We start from the raw sequence: 16,208 nt of genomic DNA, 5'->3' as shown, positions 1-16,208 counted from the left end.
TGACGGGAACAATGATCGTGGCCGGGATGGTAGCAGATAGAGGGGGCGCGGCAGAAGCCGAGCCGATCAGGTGACCGGGTTGGTGCCGGTGTCTCGGATCAGCCTGATCTCCTGCCCCTGGTAATAGGCGATGTTGTGCTTGCCATGCTGCTTGACGTGGTAGAGCAGCGCATCGGCGAGATCGGTGGCCTCGGCGACGGTCAGGTAATCGCGGATACGGATGACGCCCGCCGAGAAGGTGATGGGGGCGGGCAGCTCCGGGATCTGAAGCTGTGATGCCAGCAGGCGGGTCACGGCCTGGCGCATGCTGGCCCTGTCATTGAGCCCCTTGTAGAGGACGATAAACTCCTCGCCCCCCCAGCGGATGGCCTTGTCCCCCTTGCGCATGTTGGTCGTCAGATGATGGGCGAAGGCGACGAGGGCCAGATCTCCCACCCCGTGGCCATGGGTGTCGTTGATGGACTTGAAGTTGTCTATGTCCAGCAGCATCAGGAAGTCGTATTCCTTCAGCAGGGCTTGTTCCAGGATGTCCCGTCGCGGCAGCCGGGTCAGGTGATCTGTCAGTGCCAGGGTGCGCAGGCGGCCGTAGATGCCACGGCCCGTCAGCATGAGCAGCAGCAGGACGATCAGATAGAGCTTGAAGGCCGGGCCATAGAGCACCACCCGCATGAAATCGCCGTAGCTGTATGACCATTTGAGGTAGAGGTCGTTGCCAGCCTTGGTCTCCATGAAGCGGGTATTAAGGCAGATATGCCAGGGGCGGCAGGGCTCCATCTCATTGAAAGAGAGCACAGTTCGGGTCGGATTGAGGCTCTCTAACGGGCGCAACACATTCTTGAATGCCTCGTCGACGGCGATGTCTATGCCCGTCAGGCCATAGCGGTAGTCCGCTAGCGCCGGATCGTAAAAGACGAAGGGGAAGTAGAGGGTGATGGTCTTCAACCCGGTGAAGGTGTCGGTGTAGATGTCGGACACCTGTGCCTCATCCGTGCTGCAGGGAACATGAGTGGCGGCGAAGGCGGCGCAGCCGAAATAGTGGGTCCAGGGCTCTATGTCATTGAGGTTGGTGTTGACCGGCAGCAGCTCGCTCGGAAGCATCCGCTTGTCCGTCACCATGCCAAGCATGCGCCGATCGTTATAGAAGGCGTAGAGGTTGAGGACCTCGGGGTAGGAGAGCAGATATTGGTAGGTGCTGAGCATCTGGTTGGCGGGCGGCAGTATGGGAATGACCGCCAGGCGAGCCAGGGTGGCGAGGTCATAGCCATAGGCATAGGCAGTCGCATCCCCGTTCTCGCTGAAGATGGGGGTCTTGATGCTGCTGTTGTCGATGAAGCTGGCCAGTTTCTCCGGTGCCAGTATGCGGGCCCGCTGATAAAACAGCTCGAACAGGTTCGGCTGTTTGGCGGTGATGAGCTGCATGTCGTGCCTGATGCTGAGGTAGGTGTAGTTGAACACCAGCCCCAGCCCCGCCAGCGCAAGGCAAAGGAGTGAGAATCGCATCAACCACTTGCGGGGGGTAATGCGCAACAGTGATCCAGCCATGCCGTGACGCTCCCGGGTGGTGACAGTGGGCTTTTTGTAACTGATTTTGCCCGGCATCACCAGACGAAATTGGGGGCCCGAGCAACCAGTGAACGAAAAATGAACCGCCAATATCAACAAGATAGACGATCACGTCACATGCAATGGCAAGGGAAGGGCAAACTGGTGGTGGTAGCGGAATAAGAGGGCATGACGCCCTCTGTCGTATTGCGGCGCGGCGCCTTACCTTGTCTGGGACTTCGGTGAGTAGGGGCCATGGAGAATGCCGTTGGGCATGTCGGCGCTGAGCAGCCTGACGCTGGTGATCCCGGCGATTTCATGGCCTTTGTCGGTGATGGTATTGGCAATCTGGTTGACGACAGCCACCACCAGCATGCCGATGAGGCCGCCCCCCGAATTGCTCTGCTGTTCGGCACTGCTGGCGCTGGCGCTGCCTTCCCACAGCAGCTTGCCGGTGCGCAGATCCACCAGGCGGGCGCTGGCGGTGACCACAGTCTCGCTGGAGATGACCAGATAGCTGGTGCCGTAGTCCTTGATGTCGAGGTACAGAGCGGTATCGGCACCGTAGATCTCGTGGAGCTTCTTGATGGGCAGGGCATGAATGTCCGTCGGCTCGGTCACCCCGTTCTGCCGGAAGGTCTCGTTGGTGACCGCCACCGGCAGCACGTAATAGCCGGACTCGGCGAGCGGGTAGGTGATCTGGGACTGCAGGCTGGCCCCCGCCTTGATATCAGGCGAGTGATTCACCGGTGGCAACACCAGGATGGAGGTAGGTCTGCTCTCCTTGAAGTTGCCGTAGTCGTAGCCGGGGCCCTTTGCGCAGCCGCTCAGCAGCAGGGTGCCCAGCATCAGGGCAAGTAAAGTGCGCAGTGTCATTGGGTCGCCCCCTTCTGGTTGGACATCAGGAAGTTCATGAAGGGTGCCGATTCGGGGAAGAGGCGTTTCTCGGTCTCGAACTGCTCGCGGGTCTGCGCATCCTTGCCTAGCTGGGCATAGAGCATGCCCAGGTGAGCGTGGAAGCCGGGCGGCACCGCCTGGCCCTTGGCGCTGGCCTCTTGCTGGTTTTTCTCCAGCGCATCGATCTGGGCTTCAACCCCGGTGTCCTCACCCTGCATGTGCTGGTAAACCACCCCTTGGTATTGATCCCAGTTGTAGAGCGTCTTTGGTGCCTGGGCACAGGCACTCAGCAGCAGGCCGCTGGCCAGCAGCAGGGAAAGCTGGGACATGGTCATCTCGTCTCTCCTCATTGGGCCGGGCGCCAGGCGCCGGTCTCGATGCCGTTCACCAGGTTGTTGACGGCTTCCCGAATGGCGAGATCCAGCACCTTGCCGTTCAGGGTGGAGTCGTAGCTGGCGGTGCCGCCGAAGCCGACGATCTCGCGGTTGGAGAGCTCGTACTCCCCGGCGCCCTGGGACGAGAAGACCACTTCAGAGGTGGTGACGTTGACTATGTTGAGGTTGACCTTGGCATAGGCGATCTGGGACTTGCCGCGACCCAGGATGCCAAACAGCTGATGATCACCGACCTCCTTGCGACCAAACTCGGTGACGTCGCCGGTGACCACATAGTCGGCGCCCTTGAGCTGCTGGGCCTGTTGCTTGATCCCGGCTTCCGCCTTGATCTCTTCCATGTTGTCGCGATCCAGCACGCTGAAGCGGCCTGTCTGCTGCAGATGGGTGATCAGCACGGTTTTCGCCTGGCTGCCCAGTCGGTCAACGCCGTCGGAGAAGATGCCACGCATGTAGCTGGAGCGGTTATCAAACTTGCCGACGGCGATGGGGCTGCGAGTGCCCTGATAGTGGCTCTGATAAGAGGCGACCTTGGGCACTTCCAGGGAGCGCGACGACTCGCTTGCACAAGCTGTCAACAATACCGCCATCAAAATGACGCTGGATGAAACAACAAACTTCTTCATGTAAGGCCCCGTTATTTAAGGAAAAAACAACGGCGGACTCTAGCATGGTTCGCTGCGAAGAAAGTGCCCCGTATGGGGGGCATAACCGCTCAATCTGTGTGCGTTTGGGCCGGCGTGGCGGGGAGGGCGGGGGACTGGGTCTCCTGATGGCGCTGGAACACCTCCTCCAGGGCTGCCACCAGGGCACGCATCCGCCCTGTCTTCTGCACATCCGGGTGCAGCACCATCCAGATGTCGATGGGGTCGTGCTGGCCAGGCAGCAGGCGCACCAGGCCTGGGTCCTCCTCGGCGAGGAAGGTGGAGAGCAGGGCTATGCCGAGCCCCTGGCGGGCGGCTCCCATCAGCACCAGCTGGGCGTTGCTCTGCAGCACCACATTGGGTTCATGGAGAGGTTCGCCGCACAGGCTCAGCCAGTGGCGGGCCACCAGCTCCCTGGGAAAGAGCAGCAGGTCGTGCTGTTGCAGCGCCTGGCCCGAGCGGGGCGTGCCACGGCGGGCCAGGTAGTCGGGGGAGGCGTAGAGCCCCATCTTGATGGTGGCGAGCCGTTTGACCACCAGATCCCCCTGCTCTGGGCGCAGGCTGCGAATGGCGAGATCCGCCTCCTGATTAGGGATGTCGCTCACGCTGACCGCGGTCAGCAGCTTGAGGCGGATGCCGGGGTGGCGTTGGCGCAGAAGGCTGAAGGCCGGCAGCACGAAGCCCTGGGCCAGGGTATCCGTGGTGGCGATGCAGATCTCCCCCTCCAGCTCCCCCTGGCTGGCCGCGCGATCCATGGCCAGGGCCGCCTGTGCCATGGCCTGTGCCTGGGGCAGGAGCGTCTCCCCCAGTGGGCTGAGCCGATAGTGCCTGGGGGTGCGGATAAACAGCTTGGCCCCCAGCTGCTGCTCGAAGAGGCCGACCCGCCGCCCAACGGTGGCCTGATCGACCCCGAGTTCGAGGCCGGCCCGGCGCAGGCTGCCCCGCCGTGCCAGGGCCAGAAAGAAGCGGGCGTCATCCCAGTTGATCATGCTTGCTCCTCGCTCAAGCAGGACGCCCGATTGGCGCCGGGGTATTAGATGTCAGCGGGGACGGCAGCACAAGAGGCCGCCCGATCCGCACCTGAGCACTCAAGGCGGTACGGGGCAAGCGCCCCTGTGATGCAAGTTTGAATCACCATGATGCAGAACTGCCGCAGCCCGGTGCGAGCGGGATCGCTATGATGTCGCTCCCGATAGCGGTTCCCCTGTTTGTGATTGGAGTCTTGATGTCATCCCCCTGCACCCCATCCCCTGCTCACAGCAGCGAGGTCGATGTTCGCCCCCGCCTGCTCTGGTTTCTGGCCCTGGCCCTGATGTCGGCCCTGCTCAACAGCAGCGTGCCCACCCCGCTTTATCCCCATTACCAGGCGGCGCTGGCCCTGAGCGATCTCGGCCTCAGCCTCATCTATGGCGGCTATGCGGGGGGCGTGCTGATCGCCCTGTTCGGGGTGGGCAACCTGGCGGGACGGGTGGCGGATCTGCGCACCCTGATACTGCCCGCCCTGCTGGCGGTCGCGGGGGGCGCCCTGCTCTTCTCCCTGGCCGACAGCTTCTGGTCGCTGCTGCTGGCGCGGGTCCTGGCCGGGATAGGCACTGGGGCCCTGACCGGCGCCGCCAATGTGGCGCTGCTGCGCTTTGGCCCCAAGGACGGCGGCAAGCGGGCGGCCCTGAGCGCCACCCTCTCCTTCACCGCCGGGCTGGCGCTGGGGCCAGTGTTCAGCGGCCTGGCGCTGCAACTGGACTTCTACCCGACCACATTGCCATTTCTGCTGATCCTGGGGATGGCGGGCTGCGCCATCGCGGGTCTGGTGCTGAGCTGGCCCAGGGGCGCCAGGATGGCGGCGCCCCTGGCGAGCGGGCAGGGCGGGGGATCCCTGGGGGAGGGGCTCAGGGCCACGGGGGCCGGGTTCTTGCTCTGCGCCCTGGCACTCTTCACCGCCTGGGCGGTGGCGGCCAGCCTGCTGGCAATAGGCCCCAAGGTGGTGAGCCAGTTGCTGGGGATGAGGGATCTGGGGCTGTTTGGCTATCTCATCGCGGCCTATCTGGTGTTCTCCGGGCTCTGCCAGTTGTGGGCGCGTCGCCTCGATGCCCGCCATACCCTGCAAAGCGGCTGTCTGGCCCTGGCGCTCTGCGTGCTGCTGTTTGCCGGTGCCGTGCACGGTTTGCCGGGCTGGCTGGCGGGGCTCGGGCTGCTGGTGGCCGGTTACGCCCAGGGGGCCGTGTTTGTGGGCAGCGCGACCCTGATCAATCGCATCGCGCCCCCCGCCAGCCATGCGCGGCTGGTCTCCCTCTTCTATGTGATCGCCTATCTGGCGAACTGGGTGCCCGTGTTGCTGGGCTGGGTGAGCGATGGGGCGGGTCTGCTGGCGGCGCTGGATCTGCTCGCCGTCGGCAGCACGCTGATCAGCCTGATGCTGGCCTGGGCTCTCTCGCGCAGGCGCTTCGAGCCCGCCTCCTGACTGGCGTCGTCATTGGTCGACCAGAGCGACGCTCCCGGCATCCAGATGGTGCATCCACTCCCGCAGGATCAGCAGGGCGGCGGCGAAACGGCGATCTCTGGGCAACTGGGCCGATGCCAGGGGATCTCCTTCCACCATGGCGACCAGCTGGCCGAACAGCCTCTCTATGCTCTCCCGGCTCAACTCATGGCTGCCGAGCACCTCTGCCAGGGGCACTGGGCTGTGCAGCTCTACCAGAGGGTGAGGCGGAACATGGGCCGCGAGGGGCATCAGCACATCCTCCACCACCATGATGGCTTGCTCCAGCTCGAGGGGCGTCGGTGGATCCCGGCGAAAGGGGCCTGGGGTCATGGCATCGAGCCCCAGGGCCAGGACGAACTCCCGGCTGACGCCATCCTCTCCGGTGAGCCTTACCCGGCTCTCCCTGTCACCCAGACTCAGTAACAGGGTGTTGCTTCCCGTCTTCGTCATCTCACTGCCTCCGTGACTCTGCCTGGCCAGCACCATGGATACACCCCCACGGGCCGGATTGGCGACTCTTTTCCCCCCATTCGGGCATCAGGGGTTGCAAAGGAGATATGAAATGGCATTCTGGACGTCTAGATTTCTGTTTCTCTGTCGCATCCTCACAAGGAGTTCTGATATGGATATTCGTACCCTTCCCCGCGCCCTGGTCCTCGCCCTCTCCCTGGTGGGGGCTGGCGCCTTCGCAAGCGAGGCTCTGGTGTTCCAGACCGACTTCGGCCTCAAGGATGGCGCCGTCTCCGCCATGAAGGGGGTCGCCTTCGGGGTGGACAGGACATTGCCGCTGCAGGATCTGACCCACGAGATCCCGGCCTACAACATCTGGGAGGCGTCCTACCGCCTCTATCAGACCCTCAACTACTGGCCCAAGGGCACCGTCTTCGTGAGTGTGGTGGATCCGGGCGTGGGCACGGATCGCAAGTCTGTGGTACTCAAGACCAAGAGCGGCCACTACATAGTCTCCCCGGACAACGGCACCCTGACCCTGGTAGCCGAGCATTTCGGCATAGAGGCGGTGCGCCAGATAGACGAGAAGCTCAACCGCCTCAAGGGCTCCGAGAAGTCCTATACCTTCCACGGTCGCGACGTCTACGCCTACACGGGTGCGCGGCTCGCCTCCGGCGCCATCGGTTTTGAGCAGGTGGGGCCCCTGCTGCCCGCCGCGGTGGTGACCATTCCCTACCAGCCGGCGGTGGCCGAGCAAGATGGCACCCTGAAGGGCACCATTCCCATCCTGGATGTGCAGTACGGCAACGTCTGGACCAATATCGACGATGCCTTGCTGACCAAGGCGGGGATCAACAAGGGGGATCAGGCCTGCTTCCGGATAAGCGAGGGGGATGCGCTCAAATACGAGGGCAAGGCCCCCTACGTCAGCAGCTTCGGCGATGTGCCGGAAGGGCAGCCGCTTATCTACCTCAACAGCCTGCTGCAGGTCTCGGTGGCGCTGAACATGGACAGCTTCGCCGCCAAGCACCAGGTGCAATCCGGTGCCAACTGGCACGTCAGCCTGAAGAAGTGCTGACAGGCTAGCGGCAACATCGATGGCAAGAGGGAGGCGCAATGCCTCCCTCTTGCATTGAGCCCTCTGCCTGCCCGGCCTCCTGACTGCTTGTGCCACCAATGGGTGTCAATTGTCATCATTGCTTAATACATGCTCGCCATGCTGTGGCCGGAGCAAATTCGTGAGCCGTGACGTCAGCAGAGAGAACAAGGAAAAGCAGATGAGCCGTTTTGACGAGAGAGACAGTGCCAACCATCCCAGGGAGCAGGAGCCTGAGTTCAACCGCCTGATCGAGGCTGGCCTCAGCCGGCGGGGCTTCTTGAAGGGAGTCGGCGCCGCCAGCATGGTGGCTTTTTTTGCCGCGAGCCCGGTGGCCCGCGCCGTGGCCGCCGCGACCCAGCCGTTGCTGGGCTTCCAGGCCGTGCCCGCCTCTGTGGCCGACGCCATAGTGGTGCCGCCCGGCTACAAGGCCGAGGTGCTGATCGCCTGGGGAGATGCCCTGTTCGCCGATGCCCCCGCCTTCGCCCAGAGCAATGACGCCAAGGCCCAGGCGCGCCAGTTTGGCGACAACAACGACGGCATGAGCTTCTTCCCCCTGGGCCCGGATCGCGCCCTGCTCGCCGTCAACAACGAATACACCAACTACGAATACCTGTTTGCGGATGGCGGCAAGGCGCTCGATGCCGGCGCCGTCGCCAAGGCCCAGGCGGCCCACGGGGTTTCCCTGGTGGAGCTGGTGCGCACCGATGGCAAGTGGCAGGCGAACCCCAAGGGGGCCCTCAATCGCCGCATCACGGCCACCACCCCCATGACACTGAGCGGCCCGGCGGCAGGCCATGCCCTGCTCAAGACCCAGGCCGATCCCGAGGGGCGCACCGCCCTCGGCACTTTCAACAACTGCTCAAACGGCCAGACTCCCTGGGGCACCTACCTCACCTGCGAGGAGAACTTCAACGGCTACTTCGGCAGTGCGGGCAAGCCAGAGCTGGATAAACGGGCCACCCGCTACGGCCTGGCCGCCGAGGATGCGGGCTTTGGCTGGCACAGGTTCGACGAGCGCTTCGATCTCGCCAAACATCCCCAAGAGCCGAACCGCTTCGGCTGGGTGGTGGAGATAGACCCGCGCGATCCCGCCTCCACCCCGAAGAAGCGCACCGCCCTTGGCCGCTTCAAGCATGAGAACGCAGCCTTTACCGTCAACCAGGATGGCCGCGCCGTGGTCTACCTCGGCGATGATGAGCGGGGGGAGCACATCTATCGCTTCGTCTCGAAGAACAAGGTGGCGCCGGGCAATGACGCCGCCAATCGGGATCTGCTGGATGAGGGCACTCTCTATGTGGCCCGCTTCGAGGCCAAGGAGGGGGAGCTCAAGGGCACAGGCCAGTGGCTACCCCTGGTGCACGGCCAGCACGGCCTGATCCGGGAGAACGGCTTCGCCGATCAGGGGGAGGTGCTCATCTTCGCCCGGGAGGCCGCGACCCGGCTCGGCGCCACCACCATGGACAGGCCGGAATGGGTGGCCGTGCATCCCCACAGGGCCGAGGCCTACTGCACCCTGACCAACAACAAGAACCGCGGCCTCAAGGAGAACCAGCCCCTCGATGGCGCCAATCCCAGGGCCGAGAACCCCTATGGCCAGATCATCCGCTGGCGCCCGGCCGCGGGCGATCACGGCAGCGACAGCTTCGAGTGGGATCTCTTCCTGCTGGCGGGCAACCCCGGCGTTCACAAAGAGGGGCTGATGGCGGGCAGTGCCAACATCACCCCGGACAACATGTTCAACAGCCCGGACGGCATCGGCTTCGACGAGGCGGGGCGACTCTGGATCCAGACCGACGGCGACTACTCCAACGAGAAGCAGTTTGCCGGCATGGGCAACAACCAGATGCTGTGCGCCGATCCGGCGAGCGGCGAGGTGCGCCGCTTCCTGACCGGCCCCATTGCTTGCGAGATCACGGGGCTCACCTTCAGCCCGGACTGGCGCACCCTGTTCGTCGGGGTGCAGCACCCGGGTGAAGAGCTGGCGCCCTCCCACTTCCCGGACGGCGGCACCAGCATTCCCCGCTCCGCCGTGCTGCGTATCACCCGGGACGATGGCGGCATCATAGGGGCCTGACGGCCGCCAACTCGCCCTGCCTGTGATGAAAAGAGCCGCCTGCGGGCGGCTCTGTCGTTGACGGGCGCAACGGGCTGCAAGGGCGGTGAGCCTGCAGGGGGCAGCATAGAGGCGTGCAACCGGCCGCAGGGGCTTGCTGGTGACCATCACCCTGCCTGGCGCCAGACTAAAAAATATCGCCAAGAAGCGATTGATAATGATTGGCATTTGACTGGATAATCGCCGGCTTGTCCGACCACTCCAATCAACACGATGAAACCCATATTTCTGCTGGCCAGCCTGCTGGCCCTGAGTGCCTGCCATGACAACCGCAGCGAGGGCCATGATCCCGACGTGCCGGTCACGCCCCCTGTTGTCACCCCTCCCGTTGTCACGCCTCCGGTGACACCGCCCGTCATCCCGCCGCCAGTCACCCCGCCGGTGACGCCCCCGGAGCAGACCCATACCCGGGCCGAGCTGACCCTGACCATTGATATCGGCGAGCGGCTGGCATCCGGGGCTACCCTGAGCCTGCGCCAGCGCGCCACCGGCATGGAGACGAGTGCAATCCTGAGCGGTCAGGGCAACCCGACCCTGACGCTGCCTGCGGGCCTGCTGCTGGCGGCGCCCCTTGAGCTTGTCGGGGAGCAGGAGGGATACATACTGAGGGCCAGCACGGCCCGGGTGGCGGATCTCTCGGCCGGCGAGTCCCGTGCCCGGCGCGCCGCTGCCCCCTCCCTGCGGCTCGATGAGGAGGAGACGGCGCTCTTCGTGCTGGCGGATCGCAACGGGGACGCTGTGCTGGAGATGGCGGAGTGGGGGCTGACCGGCGAGATCCGCCTGCAACAGCAGGCCGAGATGCAGGAGTATGCGGCCCTGCTGCGAGCCCAGCGGCTGGGGGCCGAGCTCAACTATCCCGACAGTTGGCAGATGCTGCTGGCCCTGCGGGACGACAGCGCCGCCCGCAACTGGTATAGCCGCAGCAACGGGGAGGCCATTCAGGCCGCCCGGTTGCAGCTCTATCCGGCCAGTCCCGTGATGCCGGAGGAGCCGGAGACCGCCGAGCTGCTGCGACTGGATGAGCAGGGCCGTCTGCTGACCCGGGGGGCCTGGCACTGTCTGCACGATGCCCGTGCCGCCACCGGGGTCAAGGGCAGCCAATTCTGGCTTCCGGGGGAGGGCTTTGCCGCCTCGGCCCACGTCACGAGAGCGGCGCTGGTGCCGCCGAGCAGCTGCGGCCAGCAGTCATGGCGTCTGCCGACCCTGGCCGAATTCGAGCGCCTGCTTGGCAGCGACAAGCTGATGTGGCGCTATCCCAACACCTTCACCACCCCCTTGCCCGAGTGGATCTGGTTGCAAGATGGCACCGGGCTGGCGCGGCTCTACCAGCCGCTGACCAAGGCATGGCGCGATGAGGGGGAGGCCAGCCTGCTCTGGTTCGCGCTCTCCCCCTATCCGCTGCGCCCCTCGGTGGATCGCAGCAGCGATATGCCGGATCTGGCCTCCTTGCGGGCCCAATATGCCGGCGACCCGGGTCAGTGGCCGGCGGCCATGGTGGACGAGGGGGGGGAGTGGCAGGAGCTGGGCCCCCTGCCCGCCATGCCCTTCCCGGCCGACAACCCCTACCGCCGGGCCAAGGTGGTGCTGGGCCAGCAACTCTTCTTCGACAAGCAGCTATCCCAGGCCCGCGACATCAGCTGCGCCAGCTGTCACGATCCACAAAAAGGCTGGAGCGATGGCCTGAGCGTCTCGGTCGGCCATCTGGGGCAGAAGGGGACCCGCAATGCACCGACCATCCTCAATGCCGGTTACAGCAGCAGCCAGTTCTGGGACGGACGGGTCGCCACCCTGGAGGAGCAGTCGCTCCATCCCATCAGCAACCCGGTGGAGATGGCCCTCGATCACGACGAACTGCTGGCGCGGCTGCGAGCCAGCAGCGACTACCCGGCCGCCTTTGCCGCCGCCTTCGGCGACGAGACCATCACCCTGGATCGGGTCGCCAAGGCCATCGCCACCTTCGAGCGCACCATCGTTAGCAGCGAGAGCCCGCTGGAGCGCTTCGTCAAGGGGGATGAGCAGGCTATGAGCGACAAGGCGCTGTGGGGCATGCACCTGTTTCGCACCGAGGGGCGCTGCATGAACTGCCACTCGGGCCCTCTGCTGAGCCAGCACAAGTTCGAGAGCCTGGGGCTGACCTATTACGGCCGCAACTTAGAGGACAGGGGCCGCTTCCTGCAGACTAGGCTGAAGGCTGACATGGGGCTGTTCAAGACCCCCAGCCTGAGGGACGTGGCCTTCACCGGCCCCTATATGCACAACGGTGTTTTCCCCATCCTGGCCCAGCGGCTAGGTGGCTCTGTGCAGGGGGTGGTGGCCATGTACAACTTCGGCGTCACCAAGTGGAGCAGCGGGGTCGGCTTCCCTACCGGGGCGGATGTGCACGATCCCTTCTTCCCCAAGGCCTCGGATCGTCTTCATGCCCTGGGGCTCTCCAACGACGAGCTGGAGGCCATCGGCGAGTTCCTGCGCAGTGCCTCCGCCGAGCCAAGGCGCACCCCGGCCACAGTGGCCGAGCTGGGACTGAGCCAGGTGGATGATGATGAGGTCGTCGGCGCCATCCCGATCGAGCTGCTGGTGACGCCCGCTCAGCCCCGGCTGGAGGTGGGGCAGAGCCTCTCCCTGCAACCTGGCCTGCGGCTGAGTGACGGCAGCAAGACTCCGGTGTACGAGGCCGTGCAATGGCGCAGCGATCAACCCGAGCGGCTGAGGGTCGATGGCAGTGGCGTCATCACAGCCCTGGCCGCGTGGGGTCTGCCAGCGTGCAGCTAAGCGCGGGGAGTCGCACCCTCAGGGTGGCGGTGCAGGTGGTGGATGCTCAGCCCGATTTTGGCCTGGGTTGCCATCAACCCGAACTGGCGGCGGGGGCGCTCTCCTTCCTCTGCCCGCTGACTCGTGGCGAGGCCGACCGGATCGGCATCGACTACGATGGCAGCGCCAGGGATGAGGACGGGGACTACAACCCCTTTGCCATCGACTATGTGGTGATGAGCCAGGGGCGGGCGCGTGAGTACTGCCAGCAACTGGTGGCCCGAGGTCACGATGACTGGCGTCTGCCGGGAGCCGATGAGCTGGCGAGCCTGTTTGCCACTTATCATCAGGCCGGCGAAGAGATGAAGCTGCTGACGGAGCATGGCTGGCCGCTCTACAGCCGGGTCTGGAGCAGTGACGCACCCAATGACGAGGGGGAGGCACCCTTGCTCGATCTGGGTTACGGCGAGGTGATGAGCGATCTGCCAGAGGAGGCTCACGGGGCCGTCTGCGTGCGGGCCCGCTAACTCCGGCATGCCAGGATGACGAACAACGGGCGCCGCGGCGCCCGTTGTTCATTGTCATACCAGGACTCAGAACTCGTTGGAGAGTGCCTTGTAACCCTTGACCAGGTCGATGTTGGTGTGGGCCACGTCTTCGGAGAACTCGGTGGCATCCACGGTGACGCGGGGGATCTGGGCCAGATCGCTCTGCTGGTTGATGCGGGTGGTGGAGGGCACATAGAAGCCGGGGGGCAGATCGCAGCCGTCGATCACCGAGTTGTGACGCACCACTGAGCCCTCGCCTATGTGGCAGTTGAACAGCACGCTGTTGAAGCCGATGAAGACCCGGTTACCCACTTCGCAGGGGCCGTGCACTATGCTGCGGTGGGCGATGGAGCTGTATTCGCCTATGGTGACGGCGGCGCCGGACTTGGAGTGGATCACCACGCCGTCCTGAATGTTGGAGTTGGCTCCGATGACGATGGGCTCCATGTCGCCGCTCTCATCCACCTCGTCGGCACGGATCACGGCGTAGGGGCCGACAAACACATTCTCCTTGATGATCACCTTGCCGCAGATGATGGCGGTCTTGTCGATGTAGGCGGACTCGTCGATAACGGGAAGGTGACCGGAGGGATTCTTGCGGATCATGTCATGTCCTGTTGCTGATGAAATCGGGGAAAATGGCGGGACGCAGAGGCTCGCCGGAGAGTCAGCTTACGCCTCTGATCCGGGAGGGGGAACCCTTTACTGGTCTGACCCACTCTTGGTAAGGGCATTTCACATGGTTGTTCTTTGACTCCCTTGTATGGGAGCATGGGGCCTGACGACAGGCCCTGTTCCTCGCCAGAAGGGGGCCTGATTGGGATGACGGAGACGATGACATGAAGAAGATGATGCTGCTCCTCGCGGCTTTCTTGCTGTGTGCCCAGGCCGCGCAGGCCAAGGGACGGCCCGGTGAGTTTGACTACTACGCCCTGGCGCTCTCCTGGTCACCTGAGCACTGCGCCATCAAGCCGGCCGATAGAGAGCAGTGCAGCCGGCAGTTGGGATTCGTGCTGCACGGGCTCTGGCCCCAATATCAGCGTGGCTACCCCGGCAACTGTACCCGTGAGCGACTGGATCCCGCCATGGAGCAGGATTTTGCCGGGCTCTATCCCAGCCGCTTCCTCTATGGTCATGAGTGGGAAAAACACGGCACCTGCTCCGGCCTGAGTCAGCAGGCATTCCATCAACTGGCCAGGGATCTGCGCCAGAAGGTGCGGATCCCGGCGGCCTACCAATCCCCGGTCGAGCCGCTGCGCAAGAGTACCTTCCAGCTCAAGGCGGATCTGGCCGCTGCCAACGACTGGCTGGCTCCTGACAACATCACTGTGGCCTGCGCCGACGGAGGGCGTTTCCTGCGGGAGATCTACATCTGTATCAACAAGGAAGGGACGGAGGCCGTCCCCTGCTCGGACGAGATGCAAAAGCGGGAGCGTCGCTCCTGCGGCCAGCCGGATTTCCTGCTGCGCAGCGTGCGTTAGCCTTCTCTCTCTTCATCGGGCCCCTTGCGGGCCTGATGTGCAACTACAGCCATCGGAAAGGAGTCCTGCAATGAGCGATGTGAAACAGTTTTCGGCACGGGAACGCAACTTGCTGCTCGGGGTGAAAGGGGTGGGTCCCACCGTCATCGGGCGGCTCGAACAGCTGGGGTATCACACCCTGAGTGAGCTGGCCGAGGCGGATACTGGCCACATAGTCCGGCTGGTGGCCAGCATGCTGGGCTCGAGCTGCTGGCAGAACAGCCCGCAGGCCAGAGGGGCCATAGACGGCGCCATAGCGCTGGCGCGCAGTCACATGGCTGCCCCCGTCACTGAAGGAGAGCCCGGCGCATGAGCCTGTTTGCCGAGCTGGGGATGCGCTACCCCATCATCCAGGCGCCCATGGCCGGGGTGCAGAACTCTGAACTGGCCATGGCGGTGACGGGAGCGGGCGCCCTGGGATCCTTGCCTGCTGCCATGCTCAGCACGGCCGAGCTGCGCAAGGCATTGGAACAGCTGGCGGCCAGTGGACCTGGCTCCTTCAATATCAACTTCTTCTGTCATCGACAGAGTGAGCCTGATCCGGCCGAAGAGCAGCGCTGGCGAGAGGCGCTGGCTCCCTACTATGCCGAGTTCGGGTTGGATGCCCGAGCCGAGACGACGGCGCCCGGCCGTGCCCCCTTCAATGCGGATCACGCCGCCCTGCTTGGCGAGTTCAGACCCGCGGTGGTCAGCTTTCACTTCGGTCTGCCGGCGCCCGAGTTGCTGGCCCGGGTGAAAGCCACGGGGGCAAGCGTCTTTGCCAGCGCCACCACGGTAGCGGAAGCGCACTGGCTGGCGCGCCATGGCGCCGATGCCATCATAGCCCAGGGGCTGGAGGCGGGAGGGCATCGTGGTCACTTCCTGAGCCAGGATCTCAGTCTGCAGCAGGGCACCTTGACGCTATTGCCACAGATAGTGGCGGCAGTGGATCTGCCTGTCATCGCCGCCGGGGGCATAGTCGATGGCAAGGGGATCAAGGCAGCCTTGGCACTGGGGGCCAGCGCAGTCCAGATGGGCACGGCATTCCTCTGTTGTCATGAGGCAACTACCTCGCCCCTGCACCGTGCGGCGTTGCAGGTGGCCCATGGCCAGCACACCGCACTGACCAATCTGTTCAGCGGCCGTCCGGCGCGGGGAATAGTGAATCGTTTGATGCGGGAGCTCGGTCCTCTCTCGGCGCTGCCTCCTGACTTCCCCCATGCCAGCGGCGCATTGGCACCGTTGCGCGCCGCCGCTGAAAAGGTAGGTGACAGCGGCTTCTCGCCACTCTGGGCCGGACAGAATGTCTCGGGTTGCCGCTCCCTGGCGGCCGCCGAGCTGATCGCAGCCTGGGTCGCCGAAGCCGATCTGGCCTGATGGCCTCTTTTCGACAGCCTTCCTTTATATAGGTATCTCTATCGACATCGGCTTTTGGCCAGGATGGCGTCGAGACACTGCCGGGTTAGGGGAGAGCATCAATCAGAGCCCTTTTTAACGGCCGTCTGTGGATAAGTGCGTGCAAAAGCTGTGCTTTGATATGAATAACTAATAATTGGCCATTTTTTGCAATTTTATTGCAGTCAGCGCTTGTCAATGTGATCAATGTCTCTATAATACGCCACATCGACAGGGCAAGCGGCAACGCAAACAACCTCGTCGATAACCTCGAAAAGCCTTTGAAAATAAGGCTTGACTCGAGAAGGCGGTTGAGTAGAATTCCACTCCCGCAGCAACGAACTGTTGCGTCGCTCTTTAACAATTTGAATCAAGCAATCTGTGTGGGCACTCACAGCATCG

At 64.0% G+C, this 16,208-nt stretch carries 16 protein-coding genes; 8 read left to right on the top strand and 8 right to left on the bottom strand.

The window, feature by feature from the left end:
- Window positions 1–66 precede the first annotated feature (66 nt).
- From AB5Y91_RS13925 to AB5Y91_RS13905, 5 genes are all read right to left on the bottom strand, one after another.
- The gene (locus tag AB5Y91_RS13925; RefSeq protein ID WP_368170061.1) at window positions 67–1,500 is read right to left on the bottom strand and encodes a GGDEF domain-containing protein; all 1,434 of its coding nucleotides are present in this window, start codon (window positions 1,498–1,500) and stop codon (window positions 67–69) included.
- A 264-nt stretch (window positions 1,501–1,764) separates the two neighbouring features.
- Complete coding sequence (locus AB5Y91_RS13920; protein WP_106884878.1) at window positions 1,765–2,418, bottom strand: DUF799 domain-containing protein; 654 nt, start codon at window positions 2,416–2,418, stop codon at window positions 1,765–1,767.
- Window positions 2,415–2,774 carry a DUF4810 domain-containing protein gene (locus AB5Y91_RS13915; RefSeq protein ID WP_106884877.1) on the bottom strand — a complete coding sequence of 120 codons (360 nt, stop codon included), beginning with the start codon at window positions 2,772–2,774 and terminating at the stop codon, window positions 2,415–2,417. The genes AB5Y91_RS13920 and AB5Y91_RS13915 overlap by 4 nt, the downstream gene beginning before the upstream one ends.
- Before the next feature lie 11 nt (window positions 2,775–2,785).
- Window positions 2,786–3,457 carry a CsgG/HfaB family protein gene (locus tag AB5Y91_RS13910; protein ID WP_025325860.1) on the bottom strand — a complete coding sequence of 224 codons (672 nt, stop codon included), beginning with the start codon at window positions 3,455–3,457 and terminating at the stop codon, window positions 2,786–2,788.
- 89 nt (window positions 3,458–3,546) lie between these two features.
- Window positions 3,547–4,464 carry a LysR family transcriptional regulator gene (locus tag AB5Y91_RS13905; protein ID WP_368170060.1) on the bottom strand — a complete coding sequence of 306 codons (918 nt, stop codon included), beginning with the start codon at window positions 4,462–4,464 and terminating at the stop codon, window positions 3,547–3,549.
- 236 nt (window positions 4,465–4,700) lie between these two features.
- Here AB5Y91_RS13905 and AB5Y91_RS13900 point away from each other — a divergent pair, with 236 nt between their 5' ends.
- Entirely contained in the window at window positions 4,701–5,933 is a 1,233-nt protein-coding gene (locus AB5Y91_RS13900) for an MFS transporter (RefSeq protein ID WP_368170059.1), read from the top strand.
- A gap of 9 nt (window positions 5,934–5,942) precedes the next feature.
- On the opposite strand, the gene AB5Y91_RS13895 is transcribed toward AB5Y91_RS13900, so the two are convergent.
- A complete protein-coding gene (locus tag AB5Y91_RS13895) occupies window positions 5,943–6,404 on the bottom strand; it encodes a hypothetical protein (RefSeq protein WP_289986816.1) in 462 nt (153 codons plus the stop codon).
- 172 nt (window positions 6,405–6,576) lie between these two features.
- Between AB5Y91_RS13895 and AB5Y91_RS13890 the strand changes: the two genes are divergently transcribed.
- The 4 genes from AB5Y91_RS13890 to AB5Y91_RS13875 all read left to right on the top strand — a co-directional run bounded on the left by AB5Y91_RS13890 (window position 6,577) and on the right by AB5Y91_RS13875 (window position 12,891).
- Window positions 6,577–7,482 carry an S-adenosyl-l-methionine hydroxide adenosyltransferase family protein gene (locus AB5Y91_RS13890; protein WP_368170058.1) on the top strand — a complete coding sequence of 302 codons (906 nt, stop codon included), beginning with the start codon at window positions 6,577–6,579 and terminating at the stop codon, window positions 7,480–7,482.
- Window positions 7,483–7,681: 199 nt separating this feature from the next.
- A complete protein-coding gene (locus tag AB5Y91_RS13885) occupies window positions 7,682–9,577 on the top strand; it encodes a PhoX family phosphatase (protein ID WP_368170057.1) in 1,896 nt (631 codons plus the stop codon).
- Window positions 9,578–9,829: 252 nt separating this feature from the next.
- Window positions 9,830–12,385, top strand: a complete 2,556-nt coding sequence (locus AB5Y91_RS13880) for a cytochrome-c peroxidase (protein ID WP_368170056.1) — start codon at window positions 9,830–9,832, stop codon at window positions 12,383–12,385.
- Entirely contained in the window at window positions 12,376–12,891 is a 516-nt protein-coding gene (locus AB5Y91_RS13875; protein WP_368170055.1) for a DUF1566 domain-containing protein, read from the top strand. Before AB5Y91_RS13880 ends, AB5Y91_RS13875 begins: the two co-directional genes overlap by 10 nt.
- A gap of 66 nt (window positions 12,892–12,957) precedes the next feature.
- Here AB5Y91_RS13875 and AB5Y91_RS13870 read toward each other — a convergent pair whose 3' ends face one another.
- Window positions 12,958–13,518, bottom strand: a complete 561-nt coding sequence (locus AB5Y91_RS13870; protein ID WP_106884870.1) for a carbonate dehydratase — start codon at window positions 13,516–13,518, stop codon at window positions 12,958–12,960.
- Between the two features lie 233 nt (window positions 13,519–13,751).
- Here AB5Y91_RS13870 and AB5Y91_RS13865 point away from each other — a divergent pair, with 233 nt between their 5' ends.
- From AB5Y91_RS13865 to AB5Y91_RS13855, 3 genes are all read left to right on the top strand, one after another.
- Window positions 13,752–14,393, top strand: a complete 642-nt coding sequence (locus AB5Y91_RS13865) for a ribonuclease (protein WP_368170054.1) — start codon at window positions 13,752–13,754, stop codon at window positions 14,391–14,393.
- A 70-nt stretch (window positions 14,394–14,463) separates the two neighbouring features.
- Window positions 14,464–14,745, top strand: a complete 282-nt coding sequence (locus AB5Y91_RS13860; protein ID WP_368170053.1) for a helix-hairpin-helix domain-containing protein — start codon at window positions 14,464–14,466, stop codon at window positions 14,743–14,745.
- Window positions 14,742–15,788, top strand: coding sequence for an NAD(P)H-dependent flavin oxidoreductase (locus AB5Y91_RS13855; RefSeq protein WP_368170052.1), 1,047 nt, complete (start codon window positions 14,742–14,744; stop codon window positions 15,786–15,788). Before AB5Y91_RS13860 ends, AB5Y91_RS13855 begins: the two co-directional genes overlap by 4 nt.
- Before the next feature lie 203 nt (window positions 15,789–15,991).
- Here the strand turns inward: AB5Y91_RS13855 and AB5Y91_RS13850 are convergent.
- Window positions 15,992–16,208, bottom strand: a 217-nt coding sequence (locus AB5Y91_RS13850) for a hypothetical protein (RefSeq protein ID WP_368170051.1), incomplete at its 5' end; no start/stop codon positions are given.

This window comes from Aeromonas sp. R4-3 (assembly GCF_040908275.1).
In the GTDB taxonomy this organism is placed as follows: domain Bacteria; phylum Pseudomonadota; class Gammaproteobacteria; order Enterobacterales; family Aeromonadaceae; genus Aeromonas; species Aeromonas rivipollensis.
Note: the sequence above shows the minus strand (reverse complement) of the source record. Positions and strands in the feature narration are given on the sequence as shown.

What these genes read in the sequence shown, in the direction of transcription:
- AB5Y91_RS13925 (WP_368170061.1), bottom strand. Translation starts at nt 1,500, where the DNA reads ATGCGATTCTCACTCCTTTGCCTTGCGCTGGCGGGGCTGGGGCTGGTG.
- AB5Y91_RS13920 (WP_106884878.1), bottom strand. Translation starts at nt 2,418, where the DNA reads ATGACACTGCGCACTTTACTTGCCCTGATGCTGGGCACCCTGCTGCTG.
- AB5Y91_RS13915 (WP_106884877.1), bottom strand. Translation starts at nt 2,774, where the DNA reads ATGACCATGTCCCAGCTTTCCCTGCTGCTGGCCAGCGGCCTGCTGCTG.
- AB5Y91_RS13910 (WP_025325860.1), bottom strand. Translation starts at nt 3,457, where the DNA reads ATGAAGAAGTTTGTTGTTTCATCCAGCGTCATTTTGATGGCGGTATTG.
- AB5Y91_RS13905 (WP_368170060.1), bottom strand. Translation starts at nt 4,464, where the DNA reads ATGATCAACTGGGATGACGCCCGCTTCTTTCTGGCCCTGGCACGGCGG.
- AB5Y91_RS13900 (WP_368170059.1), top strand. Translation starts at nt 4,701, where the DNA reads ATGTCATCCCCCTGCACCCCATCCCCTGCTCACAGCAGCGAGGTCGAT.
- AB5Y91_RS13895 (WP_289986816.1), bottom strand. Translation starts at nt 6,404, where the DNA reads ATGACGAAGACGGGAAGCAACACCCTGTTACTGAGTCTGGGTGACAGG.
- AB5Y91_RS13890 (WP_368170058.1), top strand. Translation starts at nt 6,577, where the DNA reads ATGGATATTCGTACCCTTCCCCGCGCCCTGGTCCTCGCCCTCTCCCTG.
- AB5Y91_RS13885 (WP_368170057.1), top strand. Translation starts at nt 7,682, where the DNA reads ATGAGCCGTTTTGACGAGAGAGACAGTGCCAACCATCCCAGGGAGCAG.
- AB5Y91_RS13880 (WP_368170056.1), top strand. Translation starts at nt 9,830, where the DNA reads ATGAAACCCATATTTCTGCTGGCCAGCCTGCTGGCCCTGAGTGCCTGC.
- AB5Y91_RS13870 (WP_106884870.1), bottom strand. Translation starts at nt 13,518, where the DNA reads ATGATCCGCAAGAATCCCTCCGGTCACCTTCCCGTTATCGACGAGTCC.
- AB5Y91_RS13865 (WP_368170054.1), top strand. Translation starts at nt 13,752, where the DNA reads ATGAAGAAGATGATGCTGCTCCTCGCGGCTTTCTTGCTGTGTGCCCAG.
- AB5Y91_RS13860 (WP_368170053.1), top strand. Translation starts at nt 14,464, where the DNA reads ATGAGCGATGTGAAACAGTTTTCGGCACGGGAACGCAACTTGCTGCTC.
- AB5Y91_RS13855 (WP_368170052.1), top strand. Translation starts at nt 14,742, where the DNA reads ATGAGCCTGTTTGCCGAGCTGGGGATGCGCTACCCCATCATCCAGGCG.